This is a genomic window from Hymenobacter sp. YC55 (assembly GCF_029433095.1).
Classification (GTDB): Bacteria; Bacteroidota; Bacteroidia; order Cytophagales; family Hymenobacteraceae; genus Hymenobacter.
Window position 1 is genome coordinate 2,644,689 of the sequence record NZ_JARNTX010000001.1, and the last position, 22,673, is coordinate 2,667,361.

19 protein-coding genes are annotated in these 22,673 nt (G+C 57.0%); 12 read left to right on the forward strand and 7 right to left on the reverse strand.

The window, feature by feature from the left end; genetic code table 11:
* Nucleotides 1-142: 142 nt before the first annotated feature.
* A complete protein-coding gene (locus P1X16_RS11180) occupies nt 143-3,196 on the reverse strand; it encodes a CheR family methyltransferase (protein WP_277228801.1) in 3,054 nt (1,017 codons plus the stop codon).
* A gap of 226 nt (nt 3,197-3,422) precedes the next feature.
* Between P1X16_RS11180 and P1X16_RS11185 the strand changes: the two genes are divergently transcribed.
* The 8 genes from P1X16_RS11185 (at nt 3,423) to P1X16_RS11220 (ending at nt 12,362) form a co-directional block, all read left to right on the forward strand.
* Nucleotides 3,423-4,427 (forward strand): chemotaxis protein CheB, encoded by a 1,005-nt coding sequence (locus tag P1X16_RS11185; protein ID WP_277228803.1) that lies wholly within the window; start codon nt 3,423-3,425, stop codon nt 4,425-4,427.
* Nucleotides 4,428-4,682: 255 nt separating this feature from the next.
* Nucleotides 4,683-4,937: a hypothetical protein gene (locus tag P1X16_RS11190; protein ID WP_277228805.1), complete on the forward strand. Its 255-nt coding sequence runs from the start codon at nt 4,683-4,685 to the stop codon at nt 4,935-4,937.
* A 681-nt stretch (nt 4,938-5,618) separates the two neighbouring features.
* Nucleotides 5,619-6,059, forward strand: coding sequence for a hypothetical protein (locus P1X16_RS11195; RefSeq protein WP_277228807.1), 441 nt, complete (start codon nt 5,619-5,621; stop codon nt 6,057-6,059).
* A gap of 146 nt (nt 6,060-6,205) precedes the next feature.
* Nucleotides 6,206-6,520, forward strand: a complete 315-nt coding sequence (locus tag P1X16_RS11200; RefSeq protein WP_277228809.1) for a hypothetical protein — start codon at nt 6,206-6,208, stop codon at nt 6,518-6,520.
* A 61-nt stretch (nt 6,521-6,581) separates the two neighbouring features.
* Nucleotides 6,582-6,821, forward strand: coding sequence for a KGG domain-containing protein (locus tag P1X16_RS11205; RefSeq protein ID WP_277228811.1), 240 nt, complete (start codon nt 6,582-6,584; stop codon nt 6,819-6,821).
* 324 nt (nt 6,822-7,145) lie between these two features.
* Nucleotides 7,146-8,837 carry an MFS transporter gene (locus P1X16_RS11210; RefSeq protein WP_277228813.1) on the forward strand — a complete coding sequence of 564 codons (1,692 nt, stop codon included), beginning with the start codon at nt 7,146-7,148 and terminating at the stop codon, nt 8,835-8,837.
* Between the two features lie 510 nt (nt 8,838-9,347).
* Complete coding sequence (locus P1X16_RS11215; RefSeq protein WP_277228815.1) at nt 9,348-11,135, forward strand: ABC transporter ATP-binding protein; 1,788 nt, start codon at nt 9,348-9,350, stop codon at nt 11,133-11,135.
* A gap of 297 nt (nt 11,136-11,432) precedes the next feature.
* Complete coding sequence (locus tag P1X16_RS11220; protein WP_277228817.1) at nt 11,433-12,362, forward strand: membrane-binding protein; 930 nt, start codon at nt 11,433-11,435, stop codon at nt 12,360-12,362.
* 92 nt (nt 12,363-12,454) lie between these two features.
* Here the strand turns inward: P1X16_RS11220 and P1X16_RS11225 are convergent, their stop codons facing one another.
* A complete protein-coding gene (locus P1X16_RS11225) occupies nt 12,455-13,903 on the reverse strand; it encodes a DUF4394 domain-containing protein (protein ID WP_277228819.1) in 1,449 nt (482 codons plus the stop codon).
* Nucleotides 13,904-14,282: 379 nt separating this feature from the next.
* Between P1X16_RS11225 and P1X16_RS11230 the strand changes: the two genes are divergently transcribed.
* A complete protein-coding gene (locus tag P1X16_RS11230) occupies nt 14,283-15,182 on the forward strand; it encodes a PhzF family phenazine biosynthesis protein (protein ID WP_277228821.1) in 900 nt (299 codons plus the stop codon).
* 261 nt (nt 15,183-15,443) lie between these two features.
* Entirely contained in the window at nt 15,444-16,277 is an 834-nt protein-coding gene (mutM, locus tag P1X16_RS11235; RefSeq protein ID WP_277228823.1) for a DNA-formamidopyrimidine glycosylase, read from the forward strand.
* A gap of 351 nt (nt 16,278-16,628) precedes the next feature.
* Here mutM and P1X16_RS11240 read toward each other — a convergent pair whose 3' ends face one another.
* From P1X16_RS11240 to P1X16_RS11255, 4 genes are all read right to left on the reverse strand, one after another.
* Nucleotides 16,629-16,943 (reverse strand): hypothetical protein, encoded by a 315-nt coding sequence (locus P1X16_RS11240; protein ID WP_277228824.1) that lies wholly within the window; start codon nt 16,941-16,943, stop codon nt 16,629-16,631.
* Nucleotides 16,944-17,430: 487 nt separating this feature from the next.
* Nucleotides 17,431-18,837, reverse strand: coding sequence for a radical SAM protein (locus P1X16_RS11245; protein ID WP_277228826.1), 1,407 nt, complete (start codon nt 18,835-18,837; stop codon nt 17,431-17,433).
* Between the two features lie 18 nt (nt 18,838-18,855).
* Nucleotides 18,856-19,182, reverse strand: coding sequence for a hypothetical protein (locus P1X16_RS11250; protein ID WP_277228828.1), 327 nt, complete (start codon nt 19,180-19,182; stop codon nt 18,856-18,858).
* A 26-nt stretch (nt 19,183-19,208) separates the two neighbouring features.
* A complete protein-coding gene (locus P1X16_RS11255) occupies nt 19,209-19,958 on the reverse strand; it encodes a prolipoprotein diacylglyceryl transferase family protein (protein ID WP_277228830.1) in 750 nt (249 codons plus the stop codon).
* Nucleotides 19,959-20,108: 150 nt separating this feature from the next.
* Here P1X16_RS11255 and P1X16_RS11260 point away from each other — a divergent pair, with 150 nt between their 5' ends.
* Complete coding sequence (locus tag P1X16_RS11260; RefSeq protein WP_277228832.1) at nt 20,109-20,681, forward strand: hypothetical protein; 573 nt, start codon at nt 20,109-20,111, stop codon at nt 20,679-20,681.
* Between the two features lie 60 nt (nt 20,682-20,741).
* On the opposite strand, the gene P1X16_RS11265 is transcribed toward P1X16_RS11260, so the two are convergent.
* Complete coding sequence (locus P1X16_RS11265) at nt 20,742-21,764, reverse strand: SDR family oxidoreductase (RefSeq protein ID WP_277228834.1); 1,023 nt, start codon at nt 21,762-21,764, stop codon at nt 20,742-20,744.
* A 344-nt stretch (nt 21,765-22,108) separates the two neighbouring features.
* Here P1X16_RS11265 and P1X16_RS11270 point away from each other — a divergent pair, with 344 nt between their 5' ends.
* A complete protein-coding gene (locus tag P1X16_RS11270; RefSeq protein WP_277228836.1) occupies nt 22,109-22,606 on the forward strand; it encodes a hypothetical protein in 498 nt (165 codons plus the stop codon).
* Nucleotides 22,607-22,673 lie beyond the last annotated feature (67 nt).

The following is a 22,673-nucleotide window of genomic DNA, read 5'->3' on the forward strand; positions in this document are numbered from 1 at the left end:
CTAGTACGAAACCCGTTGCCGTTCGGCTACGTGCAGGTCGGTTTGTTTGGTTGTGTCGGGTGGCCGGGCGCCCCAACCAGCCGACGCCGAAGCAAGCCGGGTTGGAGGCTAGAAACGTGTTTTCGGGGGCAACCCACCCCGCCTAGGCAGTGTGCGGCTCTATGATGGTTTGAACGCCTAGCAGGATGTGGCTGGTGTGGCGGCCTTCGCTCATGATGCGGCGCCCGTAGAGCGTCACGTCGCGCTGGCCTACGCCGGGGAAGTTGGCATCGAGCTTGAAGTCATCGAAGGCGGTTTCATTGTCGAGGAGGGCGCGCAGGCGGCCACGCAGATTGGGCTGGTTCCAGGCCCCGTTGCTGAGCGTGGCAAGGAGTTGGCCTTTGGCGTTGGTTGGGCTCACGCCGAACGCACTGGCAAACGACGGACTCACGGTAAGCACCCGCAGCTCGCCGTCGAGCACCATCAGGGGCTCGCGCACCGTCTCCACTATGCTTTCGGCAAAGCGGCGGCTGCTTTCCATCTGGTCTTCGAGCTTCTTGAGCCCCGTAATGTCGGTGAAGGTGATAACCGCGCCGCTGATGTAGTTGTCGAGGGTGCGGTAGGGCAGGATGCGCATGGCGTACCAGTCGCCGGTAGTGGTTTGGATGGTGGTTTCCACGCTCACCAGCCGATCGAGCACCTGCTCCACGTCGGGTATCAGCCGCTCGTAGCGCAGGTTGTTGGCAAAGTGCGTGAAAGGGCGGCCCACGTCGGTGGGCATCAGCGGAATGATACGCCCCACCGGCGGGGTGAAGCGTTTGATAATCATTTCGTTGTCGATGAAGATGGTGGCTATTTCGGTGGCGTCGAGCAGGTTCTTCATGTCGTTGGCGGCCTGGCTCAGCTCCTCGGTTTTGTGCAGATACTGCATGTTGAGGGTCATCAGCTCCTCGTTGAGGCTCTGCATTTCCTCTTTGTTGGTCATGGCCTCCTCGTTGGTGCTTTGCAGCTCCTCGTTGGCGCTTTGCAGCTCCTCGTTGGTGCTTTTCAGCTCTTCAAGGCTGCTTTCCATCTCCTCGATGGTGGTTTGGAGGCGGTGGCGAGTGTATTGCAGCTCTTTTTCGAGAGACGAAATCTGGGTGTCTTGGTTCGTGTCGTTGCCGGGCTTGCCGCGGCGCACTCGGCGCGAGGTAGGGGTGTCTTCAAACACCACCAGCAGCAGGCCCGCGAGCTGATCGGGCTCGGTTAGGTACTTCACCGTGAGGCGCAGCAACTGAAAACCGGCTTCGGTTTTCACTTTCACATTTTCGTTTACCACTTGCTGCTTCTGCTGCGTGGCCCGGTGCACGGCGTCGCTGATTTCGAAGTGCAGCTCCTCGCGGGCCATATCGAAAATGTTGAGGCCACTCAGCCCCGGGGCCGGCTCCAGGTACTTGCCGGTGCGCCCGTTCACGAACAGAATCTCGCCTTTGGGGTTGATAACCACCGACGGCGGCGCGTAGGAAGCCAGCAATAAGCGCTGAATAAGAGCAGCAAACGAATTGTCGCGGCGAGGTACGGCAGAGGGAATCATGCTGCTGGAAGTATTGGGAGCCGTGGGCTGCTGCCGCGACGTGGAGAAAGGGAAATTAGCCAGCCGCACAAGCTGCGAGGCGGTTTCGTTGGCCCGCGAAATTTTCCATTTCACGTCCAGCGGCGTAAACAAATCCTGAAAGCCCGTCAGGTTCTCGGAGGGTCCCAGGAACAAAATCCCGCCGGGGTTGAGGGCGTAGTGAAACACGGGAATCAAGCTCTTTTGCAGCTCCGACGACAAGTAAATCAGCAGGTTGCGGCAGCACAGCAAATCCAGGCGGGTGAAGGGCGCGTCGCGGCTGATGTTGTGCAAGGCAAACACCATGGAGTCGCGCACGTCCTTCCGGATCTGGTAGGAGTTGTCGATTTTGGTGAAGAAGCGCCGCAGCCGTTCCGGGCTGACATCGGCCGTGATGTTGGCGGGGTAAAACCCGGTCCGGGCATCGTCGATGCTATCGGCGTTGATGTCGGTGGCAAACAGCTGGAAGGTAAGGTTGCGGTCGGGTTCGGCATCAAAGGCTTCGAGCAGGGTCATGGCCAGCGAGTACGCTTCTTCGCCGGTCGAGCAGCCGGGCGCCCACACCCGGATGGTCGTGCCGGGCTCTTGCTGGCGCAGCAGGGGCTGCAAGTGGCGCTTGAGGGCGGCGTAGGCTTCGGGGTCGCGGAAGAACTTAGTAACCCCAATGAGCAGCTCCTTAAACAAGTTTTCTACCTCCAGCGGGTTTTCCTGGAGGTAGCGCACGTAGTGCGTAAACTCCTTGATCTGGTGGCTGTTCATGCGCCGCTCGATGCGCCGGAACACGGTATTGCGCTTGTAGAACGAGAAGTCGTGCCCGGTTTGATTGCGAATCAGAATAAAGATTTTCTGGAGGGCGTGGGCCGGCAGCGACGCCGGCGCGTCCTGCGCGGACATCAGGTTGCGTAGCGGGCGGCGCGACACCGGCTGCTGCACGTACCCAATAATCTGGGGCACAATGGTGCCGGCAGGCAAGATATAATCAACAAACTCGGTGGCAATGGCGGCCCGCGGCATGCTGTCGTACTCGGCGGTTTCGGGGTCTTGCACCACCACCATGCCGAAGTTTTCCATAATCATCTTCAGCCCGATGCTGCCATCGGAGCCCATGCCCGAAAGAATAACACAGATGGCCCGCTCCCGCACATCCTTGGCCAAACTTTGCAGAAAATTGTCGATGGGCAGGCCGCGGCCCGGCGGCGGCTCGAAGAGGTGCAGCACCCCATGCAGCAGCGACATATCCTTGCCGGGCGGAATTACATAGATGTGGTTGGGGCGCACTCTCATCCCGTCGGTCACTTCCAGTACCGGCACGCTGGTGAAGTGCTGCAGCACCTGCCGCAGTTCGCCAGCGGGGCTGCTGGGCATCTGGTGCGTTACCACCACGTAGGCCATACCGCTGCCTTCGGGTATGGAGTGCAAAACAAGTTCGAGGGCGCTCAGCGAACCGGCCGAGCCCCCCAAACACACCACCGGAAAGTTGATGGGGTTGCGCGCCTCACTAAAGCCGGGCCGGTCGGGCCCGGGCTGGACTTCAATACCTGCCGCGGAAGAAAGTGGGATTGATGTACTGGGAGCGGATAAGGCAGCATCCGATGGAGAATCTGACTCCGCGGCTTTTATTTTCATAGCAACAAAAACAGCCTTTTTTCCGGGGCTGCAAAGAGTAATCAGGAAATCTGCTTTTTCAAAAGTAAGCAGAAAGAATGGGCTCTGGCACCTCTCGGATACAGTCGAGCTTGCAAAAAAACTGCTTGCACGAGCAGCCAAACCGCATTTTTGTACGTAAGGCTTTCTTTCGTGCCAGATGGTTTACCGCTTAATCAAGACTTGGTACCTGCTTTAACTTCTCTGAGTGAAACCGTCTTACATAATAGTTGTCGGCACTTCCGCGGGTGGTATGCCGGCCCTCACCCAATTGGTAGCGCAGCTACCCGCCGCCCTACCCGCCGCCGTACTGGTGGTGCAGCACCTATCCCCCGACTCGTCGGGGGAGCATTTGGTGACGCGCCTAAGCCAGCATACCCGACTGCGCTGCCACTTGGCGGCCCATCACGACCTTATTGAGGCCGGGCACTTGTACCTCGCGCCCGCTGACCGGCATCTGCTGGTGCACGACGGCCGGATGCTGGTCACGAAAGGCCCACGGGAAAATAATTTCCGGCCCGCCGTGGATGCCCTGTTTCGGGCGGCGGCCGTAAACTACGGCACCGCTGTTATTGGCGTGATTCTGACGGGCATGCTGCACGACGGCACCGCCGGCCTCGATTTCATTAAGCGTTGTGGCGGCCAAGCCGTAGTGCAAGATCCCCACGATGCTGAGTTTCCTAGCATGCCCTACACCGCCCTTCGCTCCGTCGAGGTCGACTACGTAGTGCCACTCTCCCATATAGGAGCCCTTTTGCAGGAGTTGACGAGCCAAGCCCCGCCTCCGAAACCTATTCCAGACGATTTAAAAGCGGAGGCCGTTATTGCGGAACGAGTTGTGGGGAGCACGGAAGACATCGATAAAATAGGCGAGCAAGTGCCGCTTACGTGCCCTGATTGTGGCGGGGCGCTTTGGAAGCTAGAGCACGGCAACGTGTTGCGGTTCCGCTGCCACACCGGCCACTCTTTCACGGCCGATGCGCTGTTTGAAAGCTCCAAGCACGCCCTAGAAGAAACCTTGTGGGTAGCGCTGCGCATGATGGAGGAACGCAAAAACCTGCTTACCAGCATGGCCGTGCGGGGCGAAGGCCAGTGGAGCGTGCAGCAAGAAGAGCGCCTCGACGAAATCAAAAACCACATCAACCGCCTCCGCGAGTTTCTACTCAACGGCACCACCGGCGCCACGAGAGCGTCGGAACAAGAGCAAGCCTAGCTCTTGACTATCAGCCTATAAGCAGCGCCCCATCCAAACCGTAGACGTACGATTTGGGTGGGGCGTTGTATTTACCACGTACAGAAAATACGTATTTACACTAGTATATATAGGGTTTATACGTAGATTAAATTGTGTTTTTATTTGAATAATTGTAAAGTAAAGCGAGTAGGTCTCCGCACGGCTTATCAAAGCCCGGACTTTTCTCCCGTTCAGCTTACCTGAGGCTTTGCGCTTCAACTAGTTGTTATTGTTATGTCACGCCTTACACCTTCGCAGCTTCAGGAAGCCGGCTTCCGCCCCTGTTCGCACCCACCGCACGGGTGGCTGTTCGCCGGCGACGTATACATGCAAGAATTGCCCAAGGGCCCGGCCTACGTGCTTTGTCTTGAGTATTCGGAAGAAGTGGAGGCGTTCATCGGTGACTGGACAAACCCTGTAGCCTATTTCTACTGGCCAGCTGGCGACACACGCAAGCTGAGCGACCTATTGCACTCGGTTCATAACTAAGCAGCTAGCTGCTACCCCCGCCTACTACCCACACCTATAGCTGCCTAGCCCATTGGTCCCACAGGCTAGTAATTAATAGCCTGCGGATTCGTGTCTAAAACAGCGCTCCATGTGCGTGCGCTGCGGTCTTGTCCGCCAAATCGTACTATACTGCTTTGCCGGGTTGAGTGCTGACAGAATTTGAAACGCAGATACGACTTCCCACACTATGTGCCCTGAGGTAGCTCGACAGCAGAAACCTTTTTGTTGTGGCGCTGCCCACCTGCGCGCTGCGTGATATACTGACCAGCGACAGCCAAGAGGCGTCAGATTTGATGTCGTCGGAAATTTGATACTCGAAATAACTTAACGTAACTGCAAAAGCGACATAACACAGAGTTGAAAAATACGTGCTTTTAACAGGATTATTTCCGTACTAATTCAGCCACTTTTCGAGGGTAGGGCTGCGTTTAAGGAGCGAGCTGGCTGCCCACCCGAAATGCGGCCGGAGTAGCAGTTCCCGTCACGAAGGGTAGCCAGCTGCTGGTAGAGGAAGCTCCTTAACAAGATGATTCCCTACTTCTCCGCCGCATTTCATTGCTGTATCTGTTGCGGACGCAACGGAAATCAGGGCCGCGGATTGATAGCCTTGCTTTTCTCCGCGGCCTTTTCCGGGCCTTCTGTCGACTTTGTTTCTTCGCTATGTCTTCTTTTCACTTTGTTGTTTGGCAGTCTGTTGGATCCCGCACAAGTCAGCACTTGGCTTTGTTCGCCCAGGCCCCCGTTGCTGGTGATACGGATTCCATTTTGGCGCATTGGGTGCTACCCGAGCTCACGCATCATCGGCTGGCCCAGCAGAGCCACTCGCTGTTGGTGGAAACTACCCTGCTTCCCCCGCCCACTCACTTGCTTGATATGGGAGAATGCACACTCCTGACGGGTGACTTGCCGCTACAAGCTGAGCAGGAGCGCCTGTGCTTCGACTTTGAAGGGCATACGCTGCGGGGCCACTTTGCCATGCTACGGCTGCGCCCCGGCGGCAGCCGGTGGTTGTTCGGCCGGCTCCAGTTCATGCCCGACAAGTTTCAGCGCGGCTCGCAAGTGGCGCCCTTATGGCCCAGCACGCAAACCACGTCGGTATAAGTCACCACGGCGCAGGTAGTAATACGCAAAGAAAAAATTGGTCATTACTACGCAGCTGATCCAGAGAAAGCACTCCTAAATTTGCTTTCATCCTTCCAGAGCAACTTCACAGACAGCTTATTATTAACCACTTCTGTCCCTTCCTTATGCTCGACTTCTCCTCCCTCAGCGACCCGACTGCCCGCGTGTACACCATCGACCTCAATCAGACGGACCCAGTGCGTTTGGCGAGTCGATTGTACCAAGCCAATCCTAAGCAACGCCCCCAATTGCTCATCGACTGCCAACACCTGGAGTGCCTGCGCACCCGGGGGGTCAGCTACTTGGCGTCGCAGTTGCTACTTACCCGGCAGGCAGGCGCCGATATTCTGCTCTACAACGTGGATACCGTGCTATGCCGGGCCCTGCACTTGCTGCAGCTGCACCACTTGTTTCGGGTGATACCCTCTCCTACTGCTTAACCTGCTTTCCAGCTTACTTTTCCTTTCCACAACCAATTCCTTTCCACAAATTTCTTTCCTCATGGCTACTTCCTCTCAATCTGCATCATCTGGCCGCTCTAAATCTGCTGCGCCTAAAACTGGCAACCCACGCGGCTTTGCTGCCATGGATCCTGCTACCCAGCGTCGCATTGCCAGCGAAGGCGGCAAAGCTTCGCACGAGAGTGGCCGGGGCCACCAGTGGACGCCCGAAGAGGCTCGCGCTGCGGGTCGCAAAGGTGGCCAGGCTAGCCGTACGAATCGGGCTTCTGCCAACAGCTAACCCTTATCAGCCGGCGAACTAGCCGGATGTTTCGAGCTTAACGTACATGTGAAAAGCCCTGGAGATTCTCCGGGGCTTTTTTGTTGTGCGGCCCGTTGCCTGCTGTTCTGCTCGTTTGGTGTGCTGCCGTGGCCAGTTGTTTCACATGCATAGGAAGGCTGCGGTAAAATGGTACCGCCGGCGAGTCGTTAGATGGCAGTGGGCGGCCTGTATAGGTGGTTTGTTATGTGGCACTTCAGGCGTTGTCGGGCCTTTTGGCTGTTGGTGGGTTAGCCAAAAGGTGGAGGTGCTACGTAAGCAATGCGGTTTCTGCTTTTGTTACTTATGTCTGTTACTGCTACGCTGGCGGCGCCGGCACCCGTTTCGCCTATGGCGCCCCTCCGGATTCCGTTTTTCCGGATGCTCTGGATTGCCTCTTTTGTTTCCAACATCGGCACCTGGATGCAAAACGTGGGCGCCGTGGGGCTAATGACCGACCTGACGACTTCGCCGGTGCTGGTGGCGTTGCTACAAACTGCTTCGGCGCTGCCTGTCTTTTTACTGAGTTTGCCCGCTGGCGCCCTCGCCGACTTAGTGGATCGGCGGCGCATGCTGATGCTCACCCAGTCCTGGATGGCCGGGGTGGCCTTGGTGCTGGCGGCTATTACGCTGCTGGGGCTCACCACGCCGTGGCTGTTGCTTCTGCTTACGTTTCTGCTGGGACTGGGCGGCGCGCTCAACAACCCCGTGTGGCAAACCGTGACGCCTGAGCTGGTACCCCGCGAGCAGCTGCCCCAGGCCTTGGCCCTCAACAGCGTAAGCTTCAACTTGGCCCGCTCGTTTGGGCCGGCGCTCGGCGGCTTGCTGATTGGCAGCTTCTCGGCGGGAGCGGCATTTCTGCTCAACGGGTTGTCGTTTTTGGCTACTATTTATATGGTGTGGCGCTGGAAACGCGAGCCGCAGGCCACTTCCACGCTGGCGGGCGAGCGGGTGCTGGCGGCCATTCGGGGGGGCGTGCGCTACGCGCGTTTCGCGCCGCCCGTTCAGAATATTCTGGTACGGGGCGTGAGCTTCACGTTTGGAGCTTCGGCACTGTTTGCTTTGATGCCGGCCGTGGTAGCGCGGCGGCTTTTGCTGCCTACTTCGTTTTATTCGGTGCTGCTCTCGTGCATGGGCGCGGGGGCCGTACTTGGCGCGGTGGTGCTACCGGGTCTCAACCGCCGCATTACTATCAACTGGCGCGTGACGCTGGCCACGGTGGCTTTTGCCATTGGCTTGCTCGGGCTAGCCTTCGTCGACAACCGCGTGGTGCTATCGGCGCTGCTGGTGCTGGTGGGGTTGGCTTGGATGCTGGTGCTCAACTCGTTTAGCGTGGGCGTGCAAACGGTGGTGCCCCGCTGGGTGCAGGCCCGCACAATTAGTTTGTATCTGCTTACCATTCAGGGCGGCATGGCGCTGGGCAGCGTGGTGTGGGGTTCGGTAGCCAGCCATTGGGGCCTGCCCGTGGCGTTGGCCGGGGCGGCTGTTTGGCTGGGCCTAAGCACGCTGCTGGTACTGCGCTACTCGCTTATCAACAACACCGAAACCCTGGACTTCACCCCCGCCCGGTCACGCCCCGAGTTGGTGCTGAAGCAGGAGCCCGCCCCCAATGCCGGCCCGGTTATCATCACGACTGCCTATCAAGTGGCCCCTGCCGACCACCCGGCTTTTGCGGCCCTTATGGAGCAGCTCAGCCGCATCCGTCGTCGCGAAGGAGCCATACGGGTCGGCCTCTACACCGACCTGGCCGACCCTACCCGGCTGGTCGAGTATTTCATGGTGGAATCGTGGGAAGAGTATGAGCAATTGCACGACCGGGGCGTGAGCCGCGAAGAAGCTGACGTGAAGAACCTAGCCCGCCAGCTCCACCAAGGCCCCGACAAGCCCGTAATCACCCGCTTACTAGCCGAGCACGCCGGCGAACCAACCAGCCAATCCGCCATGGTGCCCGGCAGCACCCGCCTAGTAGCCAGTACCGCCGGCGAAACCGCCAGCTAAGCATTGGCACTAGACTACAGCTAACAGGTGGCTCCTTTCCCAGCTGCTATTGCGCATCTAGCAAGGAGAAGCTAAGAGCGGTTGACCCGCATCAGAACGTTTCGTTAAAACGTCATCTGAGCGGAGCCGGAGGCGCAGTCGAAGCATCTCGCGTGCTGACGTTACAGTGCTAACCGTCATGCTGAGCGTAGTGCAACGAAGTCGAAGCATCTCGCGTGCTGATGCAGGAGTGGTATATACCACACTAGCGAGATGCTTCGGCTGCGCTCAGCATGACGGTCGAGGTGAACAACAGTTATTAAACCACTTCTCACTCCCAGCTCCTTTTTGCTAGAATGCGCAGCAGCTGAGAGGGGAACTTGTGACTAGGTTTAGCATCTAAGTAGCTAAGCCTTTGATATTTTATGATCTACTACGCAGGGTATGTGTGAATAAATACGGAGTGGTCTGTAGCTGAACTGAAACCTTCTACCTTGTTGGATGCTTTCTAGCTGAATACTCTTCTCGCATATGAAACTGCTCTACGGCTATCTGCGCAATTACTGGGGCTTATTGGTGCTGGCCCTGGTACTGGCGGCCATCAACCAAATTTTCTCGCTGCTTGACCCCTGGATTTTTCGCAAAATCATCGACCAATATGTGGTCAAGCCCAGCGGGGCGCTGCACGACATCAACTTCCGGACCTTTTTGAGCGGCGCGGGCTTGCTGATCCTGGCGGCTATGGGCGTGGCCATGGTGTCGCGCATAGCCAAAAACTTCCAGGACTACTACGTCAACGTTATCACCCAGCGGTTGGGGGCGCAACTGTACTCCGATGGGTTGCGGCATTCGCTGGAGCTGCCGTATCAGGTGTTCGAAGACCAGCGCTCGGGCGAGACGCTAGGCAAGCTCCAGAAGGTCCGCACCGACGTTGAAAAGCTGATTGCCTCGTTTGTGAACGTGCTGTTTGTGGGCTTGGTGGGCATCATCTTCGTGGTAGGGTATGCCCTCACGGTGTACTGGGTTATTGCACCGGTTTATTTTCTAACCATTCCGCTGCTAGGGCTGCTGAGCTCGGTGCTGAGCAAGAAAATCAAGGAGGTGCAGAAAACCATCGTGGCCGAAACCACTGCTCTGGCGGGTGCCACCACGGAAAGCTTGCGCAATATCGAGTTGGTGAAAAGCTTGGGTTTGGCCCAGCAGGAAACCGAGCGGCTCAACTCCACCACCAACAAGATTCTGAAGCTGGAGCTAAAGAAGGTGCGTTACATCCGCTCGTTGTCGTTTGTGCAAGGCACGTTTGTAAACTTGCTGCGCAACGCCATTCTGCTGCTCATGCTGTACTTGGTGGTGCAGGGCCGCATTACGGTGGGCGAGTTCTTCTCGCTGTTTATTTACTCGTTTGCCATTTTCGGGCCGCTGCAGGAAATGGGCAACATCATCAATATCTACCGCGAAACCGAGGCTTCTCTGGCCAATTTCGAGCAGATACTGGCCACGCCGCGCGACGTGAAGCCCACGCACCCCAAAAACATCAAACAGATTCAAACGCTGGCCTTTGATGAGGTGCGCTTCAAGCACCTGTCAGCTAGCAATGCGGCGCTGGATGGCATTTCCTTCGAAACAAAGCTGGGTGAAACCATTGCGTTTGTGGGGCCCTCAGGCTCCGGCAAAACCACGCTCGTGAAGCTGTTGGTAGGGCTCTACCCGCCCGCCGCCGGTCAGATTCTCTACAATGGCATTCCCGGTACTGAAATCGACTTAGACACGCTACGCGAGCAAATAGGCTTTGTAACCCAGGATACGCAGCTATTCGCGGGTACCATCCGCGAAAACCTGCGCTTTGTGGCCCCTCATGCCACCGACGAGGAATGCCTGCGTGCCTTGCACCAAGCCGCTGCCGACTCGTTACTGGCCCGCGCCCCCCAAGGCCTCGACACGGTGATTGGGGAAGGCGGCGTGAAGGTTTCGGGCGGTGAAAAGCAGCGCCTGAGCATTGCGCGGGCCTTATTGCGGCGCCCAACGCTGCTGGTATTCGACGAAGCCACCTCGGCCCTGGACTCGCTTACGGAAGAAGAAATCAGCCAGACGGTGCGCGAGCTTTCGGGCTCGCGCCAGCACATTACCATCCTTATTGCCCACCGGCTCAGCACCATCCTGCACGCCGACAAGATTTTCGTGCTGGAGCGTGGCCACATTGCCGAGCAAGGCCGCCACGACGAGCTGCTGCTGCAAAAAGGTCTTTATTACGCCATGTGGCGCCAGCAAATCGGCGAACGGCCACAGTCCGCTATTGCTCCCCAACTGGTGCAAGCGTAACTGCATATCGGCCCATCTTTCTTAGTCTAGGAGCTCCGGCCGCTAGGTACCTCCCTCACTTGGGGCAGGCACCTAGCGGCCGGAGCTTTTCCGTGCCTGACAACCTAGTAGTTATAAAGCAGGCAGGACAGGCAAGCAAACGACAGTAGGTCAACAGTACTGAAAAGAAATGCTTGCGCTGAAATGTCGACCGTACTAGCTATACACAGCTTCTTTTGTGGGCACTAAAAATTGGTGGTACACGTTATTTAGGCACGATTCCTGACTATCCAGGTTTCTCATCCTACTACTATTTCCATGACGTTTCAGCCTCGCTTTTTCCGCCATTTCTCCGGCTTGCTGCTGGCTGCGTGGCTGCTTCTGGCCGGTTCGGTCAGTGCTCAATCCTCAACTACGACTCCCAAGCGCGACGTACTGCGCGAAATCACCGATGTGGTGGGCCTTAAGCCCCGCTTCGAATTACAGGCTACCAGCGCCGTTCAAAACGCGGCAGCGGTGGTATACAACGGCAAACGCTTCCTACTCTACAACCCCGACTTTGTGGCTGCCGTGAACCGCGCCGGCCGCTCCGACTGGGCGGGCATCAGCATTCTTGCCCACGAAATGGGCCACCACCTCAACGGCCACACCTTGAAGCCCGGCGGCTCTAACCCCACCGACGAGCTAGAAGCCGACGAGTTTTCGGGCTTTGTGCTGCGCAAAATGGGCGCCAGCCTGGCCGAAGCCCAAGCCGGTATGGCGGTGGTATCGGACGAGGAAGCTTCCCCTACGCACCCCGGCCGCTCCACTCGCCTCAAGGCCATCAACGACGGTTGGCAGCGGGCCAGCCAGCAGATTGCGGCTAGCAACCGCGGCACTGCTCCTTCCGCCGCACCCGCTATCGTAAGCAACTACCCTGCTGTGCCGACGCCCACTCCAACCCGGTCCAGCACTAGCGCAAAAACGCCGGTTGTAATGGCCAGCAACGGGCAGATGAGCTTGGTAGGCAAGATTACCTTCCGCAATAAGCCCAACCAGCCGTTCTACCTCACCAACCGCCTCAACGTAATTCGCCTCGACCATGAGGAGCATACGGCGCAAGTGGTAGGCCGCATCACCCGCTCCAACAACGAAGACTTTCCTTTCATCTTGGTTGACGAGCAAAACCGCCGCCTCCTGATTGATGCAGAAGGTGCCGTCTATGACAGCAACGGTCGGCAAGTAGCCATGGTATCGGACCCTTCCTAAGGAGGGCACGAACTGTCAATATTATTCAAGAATAAACAAAAAGGTCCCGGCTGTTTAGCCGGGACCTTTTTGTTTATGAGGAATATAAGCTGCTAGAAGCCGAGCCCAACGGCCAAGCCAGTAGCGGCACTGGTAAAGTCGCCTACGCTGGTTGCGGCTCCGGTGCTAGTGTTGATTCGGTAGAGCTTGGTGCTGCCGCCCGAGGAAAGCAAGGCGTATGGGGTGCCGGTCGTTCCGCCAATATCAAAGCCGTTGGCAGCTTCCACATCTACGCCGAGGTTGCCTACTTCCACTAGAGTGCCTGCGTTTGGCGGATTCTGGGCGAAAAGTTTGTCGGACATTACATCAATGTCGAACAGCATGGTGGTAGTGGCTCCGGCGAAGTTATTGGTGTAGGCGGCACCCGTAACAGCGGGTGTGCCGGGGTTGAGTGCGCCATCAACAAGAGCAACGCCGTCGGTGGGGTTCACGCGCAGGTTCTGGCCGGTGTTGCTCACAATCCGGAGCCGGTCTACGGTAGGGTTGAAATCCACGCCAAAAGCAGTACCGGCGAGGGGCGTACTCAAAGACGCCACAAACGCGGCCGCTCCCGAAGATGTATTGACGGTGTAGAGGCGGCTATGGCTACCTAACGCGTATAGTTGGCCGTTTACGGGCCGGAAGTCAATGCCTACTACGGTTTCGTTGGCTTCCAAGCCGGTAAGCGGCTTGGCTACGGTGGAAGATGGATTTACAGGGTTGAAAATCAGGAGGCTATTGGCAGGCGTAATGGCGTAGGCAACCGGCTGGGTCGGAATAGCAATGCCGGTGTACATCTTGTTGTTGTACTTGGCTATAGTTTTGGTTTTGCCGGTAGCCAAGTCGACAGTGAACAACGTGGCTTTGCCGTTGACTTCAAAAAGCCCAACTGCTTTGTCGTTTTGGGGTGCAATATCGAAGCCGCCTTCCCCGGTTACTTTTAGCTTGAGGTCGCCAACTTCCACCAGCGTACCATCATTAGGTGGCATCTGCTTGTAGAGCTTTTGGGTTGTAATGTCGATGTCGTAGAGGGTGGTTGTGGTGGCGCCAGCTACATTGTTCGTGTACGCTACGGCGGAGATGCTGGCCCCAGTGGCACCGTTGATCTGGCCATCGGTATTGGCAACGGCACCGGTTTCAGGATTTAGGCGCAGGTTCTGCCCGGTGTTGGTTACTAAGCGGATACGGTCTACGGTCGGATTGAAATCAAAGCCTGCAATAGTGCCCGAGACCGTTGGCGTAAGAGGTCCTGCGCCAATCATGCGGGCGGCCCCCGTCAGGGGGTTGATTACGTAGAGGCGGCTGGCGCTGCTTACTCCGTACAGTTGCCCAGTAGCTGGCCGAAAGTCAATGGCCAGAATGGTTTCGCCGGACTGCAAACCACTGATGGCAACCGTAGCAACAGGGCTTTGGGAACTACCAGCCGCAAAAGCAGCTAGTTTAACACCTTCTTCCAAGGCAATAAAGGGGACGTCTAATTGCTGCCCGTTGCCCTGGTTATTCTCATTGAAAATGTGCTCCAAATAATCCTCGCAACCGGACAATGAGAACAATAGAGCAGCGCAGACTGCCAACTTTCCAACGTAAAAAGACTTTCTCATTTTGCTATTTTTTGGTGAAAAATTAGACTTTGAAGAGAGCTACGACGTGGATTCTCGACCGGATTTAGGCTTCATATAAACTTCATCTATTTGTGCTTATGCGTCCTAACACCTTGGAAAAGTGCTTTGGGTGTTAAAACCCTCCACACCTATTGAAGCACCTCAGCTACCAGCAAACAGACCATCGGCTCGGATTTGGTGTTCTGCTATATGCAAAGGCTTCAGTGCTAGTCACCCATCAGACTACAGGCATGTTCTTGGTTGATGCATCTACCTTTGCACCCAACCAACCCGCTGCTGTATGTCTACGCTCCCTTTCTTGCTCGTTGATGCCTTCACAAAAACCCCGTTGGGCGGCAACCCGTGCGCGGTCGTACTGGACGCTGATGCTCTAACTGACAAGCAGATGCAGCAGCTGGCACGCGAGTTCAACCAGTCGGAAACCGCTTTTGTGCAGCGCTCCGCGGCGGCAGACTTCGGGGTGCGTTTCTTCACGCCAGCCGAAGAAATTCCGCTGGCCGGGCACCCTACTATTGCCACCGTGGTGGCGCTGATGCATGCGGGCCGCTTGCAGCTCGCAGGTTTGCGCACCACGTTGCAGCTCGCCCTGCGCGACGGCCCGATTCGGATAGATGTAGATGCGCCGATGGAGGCGGACGAGTTGCCGCAGATTCTGATGACCCAGCGCCCGCCCGTATTTGGTCAGCTGCACGACCCAGCGGTGGTAGCCCCGCTCTTCGGCCTCACCGCTGCCGATGTATTGCCGGGTGCGCCCATCCAAACGGTAAGCACGGGCACCCCGCAGCTCATGATGCTCTTGCGCGACCATGACGCCTTGCGCCGGGCCACCCCACCCGAGCCCACCGCCTACGCCCGCTACCGGGCCAGCTCCGACTTTTTCAGTCCCCACTTGTTTTGTTTGGGCGGCGCCACCCCCACCGGCCACACGTTTGCCCGGCAATTCGGCACGCCCCCCGACCTGCCCGAAGACCCGGTTACGGGGTCGGCCACGGGGGGCATGGCAGCCTATCTGTGGTACTATGCCTACCTTGCCCACCCCGATTTCATTGCCGAGCAAGGCCATTGGCTCGGTCGACCGGGCACGATAACGGTGCACGTAGCCGGTCCGCGCGAGGCTATTGAGTTTGTGCGCATAGGCGGCACGGGCGTGGTGCTCGTGGAAGGCAAGCTGACGGTATAGACAGTAGGGTTTAAATTCAGCCCATACGCTGTAGCGCGAAGCCTGAGCTTCGCGCATTGTTGAACGACAAGACCCATCCCGTAACAGCAGAATCGGACCACGATACGCGAAGCTGGAGCTTCGTGCTACAGCATGTGAGCCATCAAGTTTAGCTGCTGCGTTAGGGTTGATAATCTGGTGCAGGTGCTTGTTTTGTTGCAACTCTGAGCCCGCAGAAGCTGTTCAGTACCTGAACCGTGTTGTACTTATTGCTCCTGCTCCGTGCCCGAACTACCCGAAGTTGAAACCTACCGCCGCTTCCTCGACGATATCATTCTGCACCAAACCATTACGGCGTTTGAAGTAAAAGACGCCCACGTTCTTGCCACCGACGAAGACACGCTACGCAAGGCCTTAGTAGGCCGCCGCGTGACGGCCACTCACCGCCTCGGCAAAAACTGCTTTCTGGAGTTAGATAGCCGCCAGGTTGTGGTCCTGCATTTCGGCATGACCGGCGACGTGGGTGCCTACCGCGACGACCACGACGCGCCCCGCTTTACCCGCGTCGCCTTCCACCTTGCCGATGGTCTGCGCGTGGCTTTCATTGACCCGCGCAAGTTTGGCCGCATTCGGTTGGTGGAAAGCGTAGCGCAATACCAGAAAGCCAAAAAGCTCGGCCCCGATGCGCTGGACGTAACGCCCGAGCATCTGCAAACTGTGCTCGGCACCAAGAAGCCGATGATTAAGCCGCTGCTCCTCGACCAAGGCATCACAGCTGGCCTGGGCAACTGGATAGTGGATGAAGTACTATTTCAAGCCAAGATTCATCCGGAGCGCCGGGCGCACACGCTCAACGCCAAAGAGTTTAAGGCCCTGCACGACGCCATCCAGTTGGTGCTCACCACCGCTATTCAGCACGAGGCCACCTACCGGCACTTCCCCGCCTCGTTTCTGATTCACGCCCGCGAGTGGGACGACTCCGCTACGCCCGGCACCGATGCCCACACCTTCTGCCCCCGCCACCCGAAAACGCTAATTGATAAAGGCTACGTGGGTGGCCGGGCTACGTATCATTGCCCGAAGTGTCAGCCGGCTCCGGCTCCCATGGCTCAGTAGAACTGCCCTCCTCTGAAGATTCCCCAATCCTAGGAATAGTTTGTACTCCTCCTGCGCACACCCCAAACCCAATCAATACGACCAGAAGCGCAACCAGCAAATAGGCCTTGCCACGGCCGGGTACAGTTGTTAAAGTAGCCGCGGCTAGGTTAAAAACGAACAAGCCTACTATTACCAGAGCCATTAATAAGGCATACCCACTCATTTGTGTGGTGTATTCTTCTCGAATGAACAAGCGTAGCAGGCAAGCTGCTCCCAGCAACACACCCATATTGTAGGCGGCAATGCGTTGGAATGGCGCCTTCATAGATAAAGCCTGGTTGGCAACTGCATCTTACACTCGATTTGCAGCTAGTGCATGTTACCAAGGCCACCGCTCAAGACTACCATACCACTACACGCTCCAAACCCAATCAACAGCACCAGCAGGGCACTCAGAAAGTAAGGTGCGGGGCTCTTATCGGTTGGTTGATTGGTGTTTTGAAACAAATGAAATAATCCCAGCACCACGTTTACGGCGGCCTGTATGACATAGCCGAAGGCAAACAGCGCCGCACTAGCCAATTCTGTAACGCCAGCCAACAGCCCCAGCACGACGGCCGCAATTAGCAAACCAATCAGGTTGTTGCGCAGAATATGGTTGGGTTGTGGAGCTGAATCAGGCATGACAGTTGGGAAAACAACCAACAGTAAGTTACAGCAAATTTTCGCAGGCTTTGATGACCTTTTATGTTGGACAACATTAGCCCACAGAAACTTAACCCTATCAGCAATAGCAATAAGGCCGATAAAAAGCCAAGGCGTAGTGCATCCTAATTGTCCGACAACATCATAATTGCGCCAGCTAAGCCGTTGCTTAACAGCACTTGGTTAGCGCCTATCGAAATTAAGGCAGGGCACAGGTACCTATTCCAATCAACAGCACTACTAGCAACCCCAGCCAATGTGCCTGCCGAGTTTCCGGTGATTTAGCTGATAAAGCGGCAGTGGCATTCCACATAATCATCAAAATCATACCCCACAGTGGGCCAATATAGACAAGGAAGGCTACCTCCTGCTTCCAAATCGGCAAGCGAAATAGCACTGCCATGCCTAGCATAATCAACAGGTTATAACCGATAATCCGGCGCGCAGGGCTGTTCAATTTCGTAACCTAGATAATACCCGTGCGTTCGGCCCGCAATTCCTCCAGCCGCGCCAGCTTCTCGGCGTCGCGGTAAAAGATGTTCATCGTTTCGAAAGGCACGATCTTCAGGTCTTTGCTCACGATGTGCACGCAGGATTTCTTGACGGCGCGTACGTCGAAATTATGGGCATCCATAAACTGCAAGATGATGATGCGGAACAGATTGTTGTAGCTCAGGTTGGGAGCCGACACCTGCGGCAAACAGCACAACAACTGGTTGATTTCGGGCACTACCGTATCCACAGTATTGGCCGTGCTGAACAGCTTGAGCATGTGTTGGCGCAGGCGCGGGTCACGCTCGTACACGATGGTGTTGCTGCTGTTGGTGAGCAGTTCGGCGGGGTCGAGGTAGCGCGTGAGGGGAAAGACTTCGCCGTCCAGCTTCAGAGCGTAAGCCATGACCAGCGCGTCGGGGTTGCAGGGCACGGGCAGTAGGTCGGCGGCGGTGAACACCGAACTTTGAGCGATAATGCCCTGGCGCACTTCCGTGAGCGAAAACGAATCCGTTGCGGGGTTGAAGTTGTCGAGGCGGCCGGCAGCTTGGGTGGGCTGAAACGTGACGCCGCGCACGCACCGCTGCTGGAGGGCGTAGTCGATGATTTCGCCCATTTCGTCGTCGTTGAGGCCCTTTTGCAGGGTCACGACCAGCGTGGTGCTGAGGTTATACTTATTGAGGTTTGCTATGGCCTGTTGGCGCACCTCGCGCAGGTCGCGGCCGCGCATGGTAAGCAGCACGTTCTCGCGGAACGAGTCGAATTGCAGGTACACCTCGAACGCGCCTGCGTAGGTGGCCAGCCGCGCCACAAAGGCCTCATCTTTGGCCAGGCGCACGCCGTTGGTATTCACCATCAGGTGCTTGATGGGCTTGCGCTTGCACATGTCCAGAATCTCCCAGAACTGCGGGTGCAGCGTGGGCTCGCCACCGGATAGCTGCACCACGTCGGGCTCACCTTCGTTGGCTACTACCAGGTCCATCATGGCTTCCACTTCTTCTAGGGTGCGGTGCCGGCCGTGGGTAGGGCTGCTTTCGGCGTAGCAGGTAGGGCACGTGAGGTTGCAACGGTCGGTTATTTCCACCACCGTGAGGCAGCTGTGCTGCTCGTGGTCGGTGCAGAGGCCACAGTCGTAGGGGCAGCCGTAGTGGGTGGCCATGTTGAAGCGACGCGGCGTCTCGCTCGGCTTCACATAATTGCGGATGCTTTTATAGTACTCCACATCGGTGGCAATGCGCACCTTTTGGCGCCCGTGCTCGGGGCAGCGCTTGAGCATGTACACATTCCCGTCCTCGAACACGATTTTGGCCTCGATGCGGCGCAAACATTCCGGGCAGAGGCTCAGCGTGAAATCGTAGTAGATATAGGGGCGTTCGGGCATGGGAGGAATGTATATAGGCTATTTCATTTGAGAGGCTAGATAGAATACTGTGCCAGTCGGATTTCTCATTTCTATTGACTGATATCCCTTCTTTGAAAATTTAATTACAATATCTGGGCAGTCTGGCATACATCCACCAAAAGCTCCATCAACTATGAATCTACCTTTTGAATCAGTATATATCTCTTCATTTTCATGGTAGTTATTTACTTCAACCAAAACATGATTCAATGGCATTCTTGATTGCTTGTCTTTAACAATGCCATACTGCACCCTATGGCCTTCGCAGCTAGATAAAACACCTATTAAGAAAAGCAATAAGGAGTTAGCGCAAATGTTATTCATATTATAGCATTAGTTGAAGGTGCCAGTTAATATCTCTTGATTGGAATTGTCACCCATACCCACCCATAATACCCCAAGCCTGCCACGCAAGCCCACTGAATGGCCGTAAGCCCAAGACCCGGCAAGGGCGGCGTGGGCTTGATGAACTCCACCAATAGCCGAAACAGTAAATACGCGGCCAGAAACAATTGAAACCGCCGGCCGTTCGGGAGCGGCTTGCGCCGCTCCAGCAACCATAGCAGCAACGCCAGTATGCTCAAAAACAGAATTTCGTAGAGGTTGGTGGGGTGGCGCCGAATGCCGTCGCCGAAGTCGATGCCCCAGGGTAGATCGGTGGCGGTGCCGTAGGTGCCGTCTTCGAGGCCGCTGAGGAAGCAGCCGAGCCGGCCGATACTTAGGCCCAGCAGCAGCGGAAACGCCATCAGGTCGCCGCTGGAGGCAGTGATGCCTAGGCGCTTTTTGGTGACTTCAACCCCGATCAGGCCACCCAGAAAGCCCCCAACTATGGTTTTGTTGGTGAAATAATAGAACCCGCCGCCGGGTGGGTGTAGCAGTAGCTCCGGGTGTTCGAGCAGTCCGAGCAGGCGCGAGCCGAGCAGCGCCCCCACCGCGCAGCCCACAAAAATCCAAAGCCGGTGCTCGTCGGAAATCGGGTCGGTGGTGCGGGTACGCAGGCGTTGGTAGTAGCGGTAGCCTAGGGTATAGGCCAGCACCTCCAGCAACAAGTGCACGGGCAGAAAAACCGGGCCAAGCGTCAGGTGAACGGGAAACGTCAAGGAAGTGGGACTGTTGACGAAGGTTCAGGATAAAACCAGCGTGCTAACTGCGTGTATGCACGGTTCTAGTTTAAGGGATTCTATTGAGTTAATCGTCTGATCTACTTACCAAGCAACTGCAAATACCACCTGCCTTACTGCCTTTTACTGATGAAGACCGCGCGTGCCTTATTGGTTGGGAAGGATCAAGCCGTGCTGAACCGGTTGCTGAGCGCCTTGCGGTCCGACGGCCACGCCGTGGAAGGCACCGTTATGCTGGCTACTGTTCACCAAGACTTCGACGCCCGCAACTTTACGCTTATCGGGCTCGGTGCTGGCTTCAACGACCAGGAGCGGACACAACTTCTACAAGGGTTTCAGTTGCAAGATCCAGATGTCAGACTGGAAGACGTTTTTGGGCCAGTGGGGCTCGCGCAACTTCAGTTTCTGCTGAGTCCGGCGGCACAACAGTCCGTGCTCGAACGCCTAACCGTTTTGCTAGCTGAAGTGGTACCGGAAGTGCAGCTCACCGTCCGTACTCCTACCAAAGCCACCATCACGCTGTATCATTTTCAGGGGCAGCTGCGCGCCGAGGAATTGTGGCAAGGCGAATTACCTGCCGGCCTTACCCGACTGCCCTTACGGCGCGAGCAACTGTTGCCCGGTATGCTGTACCATGTGGTAGCGCAACTGCCCGAGGGGGAAGTACACACGTATCGGTTCACGATGCCCGGCGTGGAATGAAACCTTCTGCTTTATAAAAGCAACAAGGCCCGGCGTGTGTCGCCGGGCCTTGTTGCTTTCCTATTGGTTGTTTTTCTTGGCGGCTTTGCGCGTGAGCGTAGTGAGCCAAGATTGGGTGATGGGCGACTCGCTTTCGTGGCCGTAGCGGCGGGCGTCGCCTTGCTCGCCGGTGGGGCCAGGCAGGGCGCGGTTCACCCAGCTCAGCATGTCGGCGGTGGTGCCGGGGGCCAAGCCGTGGAAAGCAGAAAGCAGCTTAGCGGGCATCCCAATGATGATTTCGGCGTAGCCTCGGCGGCAGGCGTTCCAGATTTGGCGAGCCGCCGACTCGGCTCCCACCGTAATGGCGGGCATAGAATCAGCAACGGTAAACCAAGCGTATTCCTTGATGTGCTGGCCCTTGATGATGGCATGCGGCGGGCTGCCCGTGCGCAGCAAGCCGGGGCAAACCGTGGTAATCTGAATGCCATACTGCAGCAGCTCCGAACGGAAACTCTCGGAGAGGCCGACCAGCGCAAATTTGCTGGCGCAATAGGGCGCCAGGTGCGGCACGGCCACCTTGCCGCCCACCGAGGCAATGTTCACGATACGGCCCTCGCCGCGCTGGCGCATATCGGGCAGCACGGCCTGCATGGCGTGCAGCGGAGCCCAGAAGTGCGTGTCCATCGACTCCTCATACTCGCGCAACTCCATATGGTCGAGCGGGCCGCCGGTGATGATGCCCGCGTTGTTGATCAGCACGTCGATGGGGCCTAGCTTTTCCTGCACTTCGGCTACCATGGTGCGCACTTCGCCGGGCACCATCAGGTCGCGGGACACGGCCAGCACCTCAGCACCGTCTGCGGACAGCTCTTGCCGGGCGCGCTCCAGCTCGTCAGTGTCGCGTGCACAGATAGCTACCTTGGCGCCTTCGGCCACCGCTTGGCGGGCCAGAATCAACCCAAGCCCGCGCGAGCCGCCGGTAATTAAGACTACCCGGCCCTGCAAGTTGTAGGAGCCGCGCCGATTGCTCCACAAGGTGGCGGCCGCCAGCAGCGCGCCAGCGCCGGCCAGTGCCAACCAGTTAGTACGTTTTTCTGCTTTCATATAGTCTGCGTTTCTGCTTCGGTGTCCTAGTTGTTGCTTAGATACTCGTTGCACGCGGAAGATGTTTGGCAGGGTCTTGCAACGACCTGTGGCCAACCTCCGGCAAGCACAACAGTAGGCCCACAGCTCACAATCAGCCAGATGCAGAATACGCTGGAAGGCACTGGTTAACCAATTAAAAATCAGCACTGGAAACAGCACAACTTGAAACCAGAAAGTTCTAGATAGACGTTATGGGCGCAGCTTTCACGAATTGGCATCATATTTACGTGTCAGTTTCAGCCCCTCGCTCACTGCTTGGCCCAGAGGCGCTATGCGTCGGCTGGCATTTTCACTTACTACGCATGAAAACCTTTTTTATCGCCGCACTGCTGCTGGCGACCACTCCTACCCTGCTGCTAGCCCAAACCGCTGCCAAGCCGAAACCTAAGCCGGCCGTAGCTGGCACCACCAAACCCAAGACCTCTGCCTCGGCGGCCGCGCCCGCCCGCCCTATGGCGGCGCCCCCCGAAGCTCAGGTGGAAACGCGTGCCAATGCCCTTACCAGCAACATGCAGAAGGCATTGGCGCTCAACCCCGAGCAAGTGGAGAAGGTGCGGCAAATCAACCTAACCAGTGTGCGCGGCGTTGAGTCGGCCCGCCTCAACTACCGACAAGACGTGCGCAAAATGGCCTCCATCGTCGATGACATCGGCCAGGCCCGCTTGAGCGCCTTGAAAAACGTACTGTCTCCCGCTCAATTCGATAAGTACCAGCGCAAACGCGAAGAAAAAATGGGCGTTCCTAATGCCCAGGGCATCCAGGGAAACCCTGCGCCCGGCCTCCCTTCGCAAGGCGAATAAGGAGTAGTAAAAAAGAAGACCCGGTGCGTTTGCTGTTCTTTCTGCACGACTTGCGCAGGAAGAACAG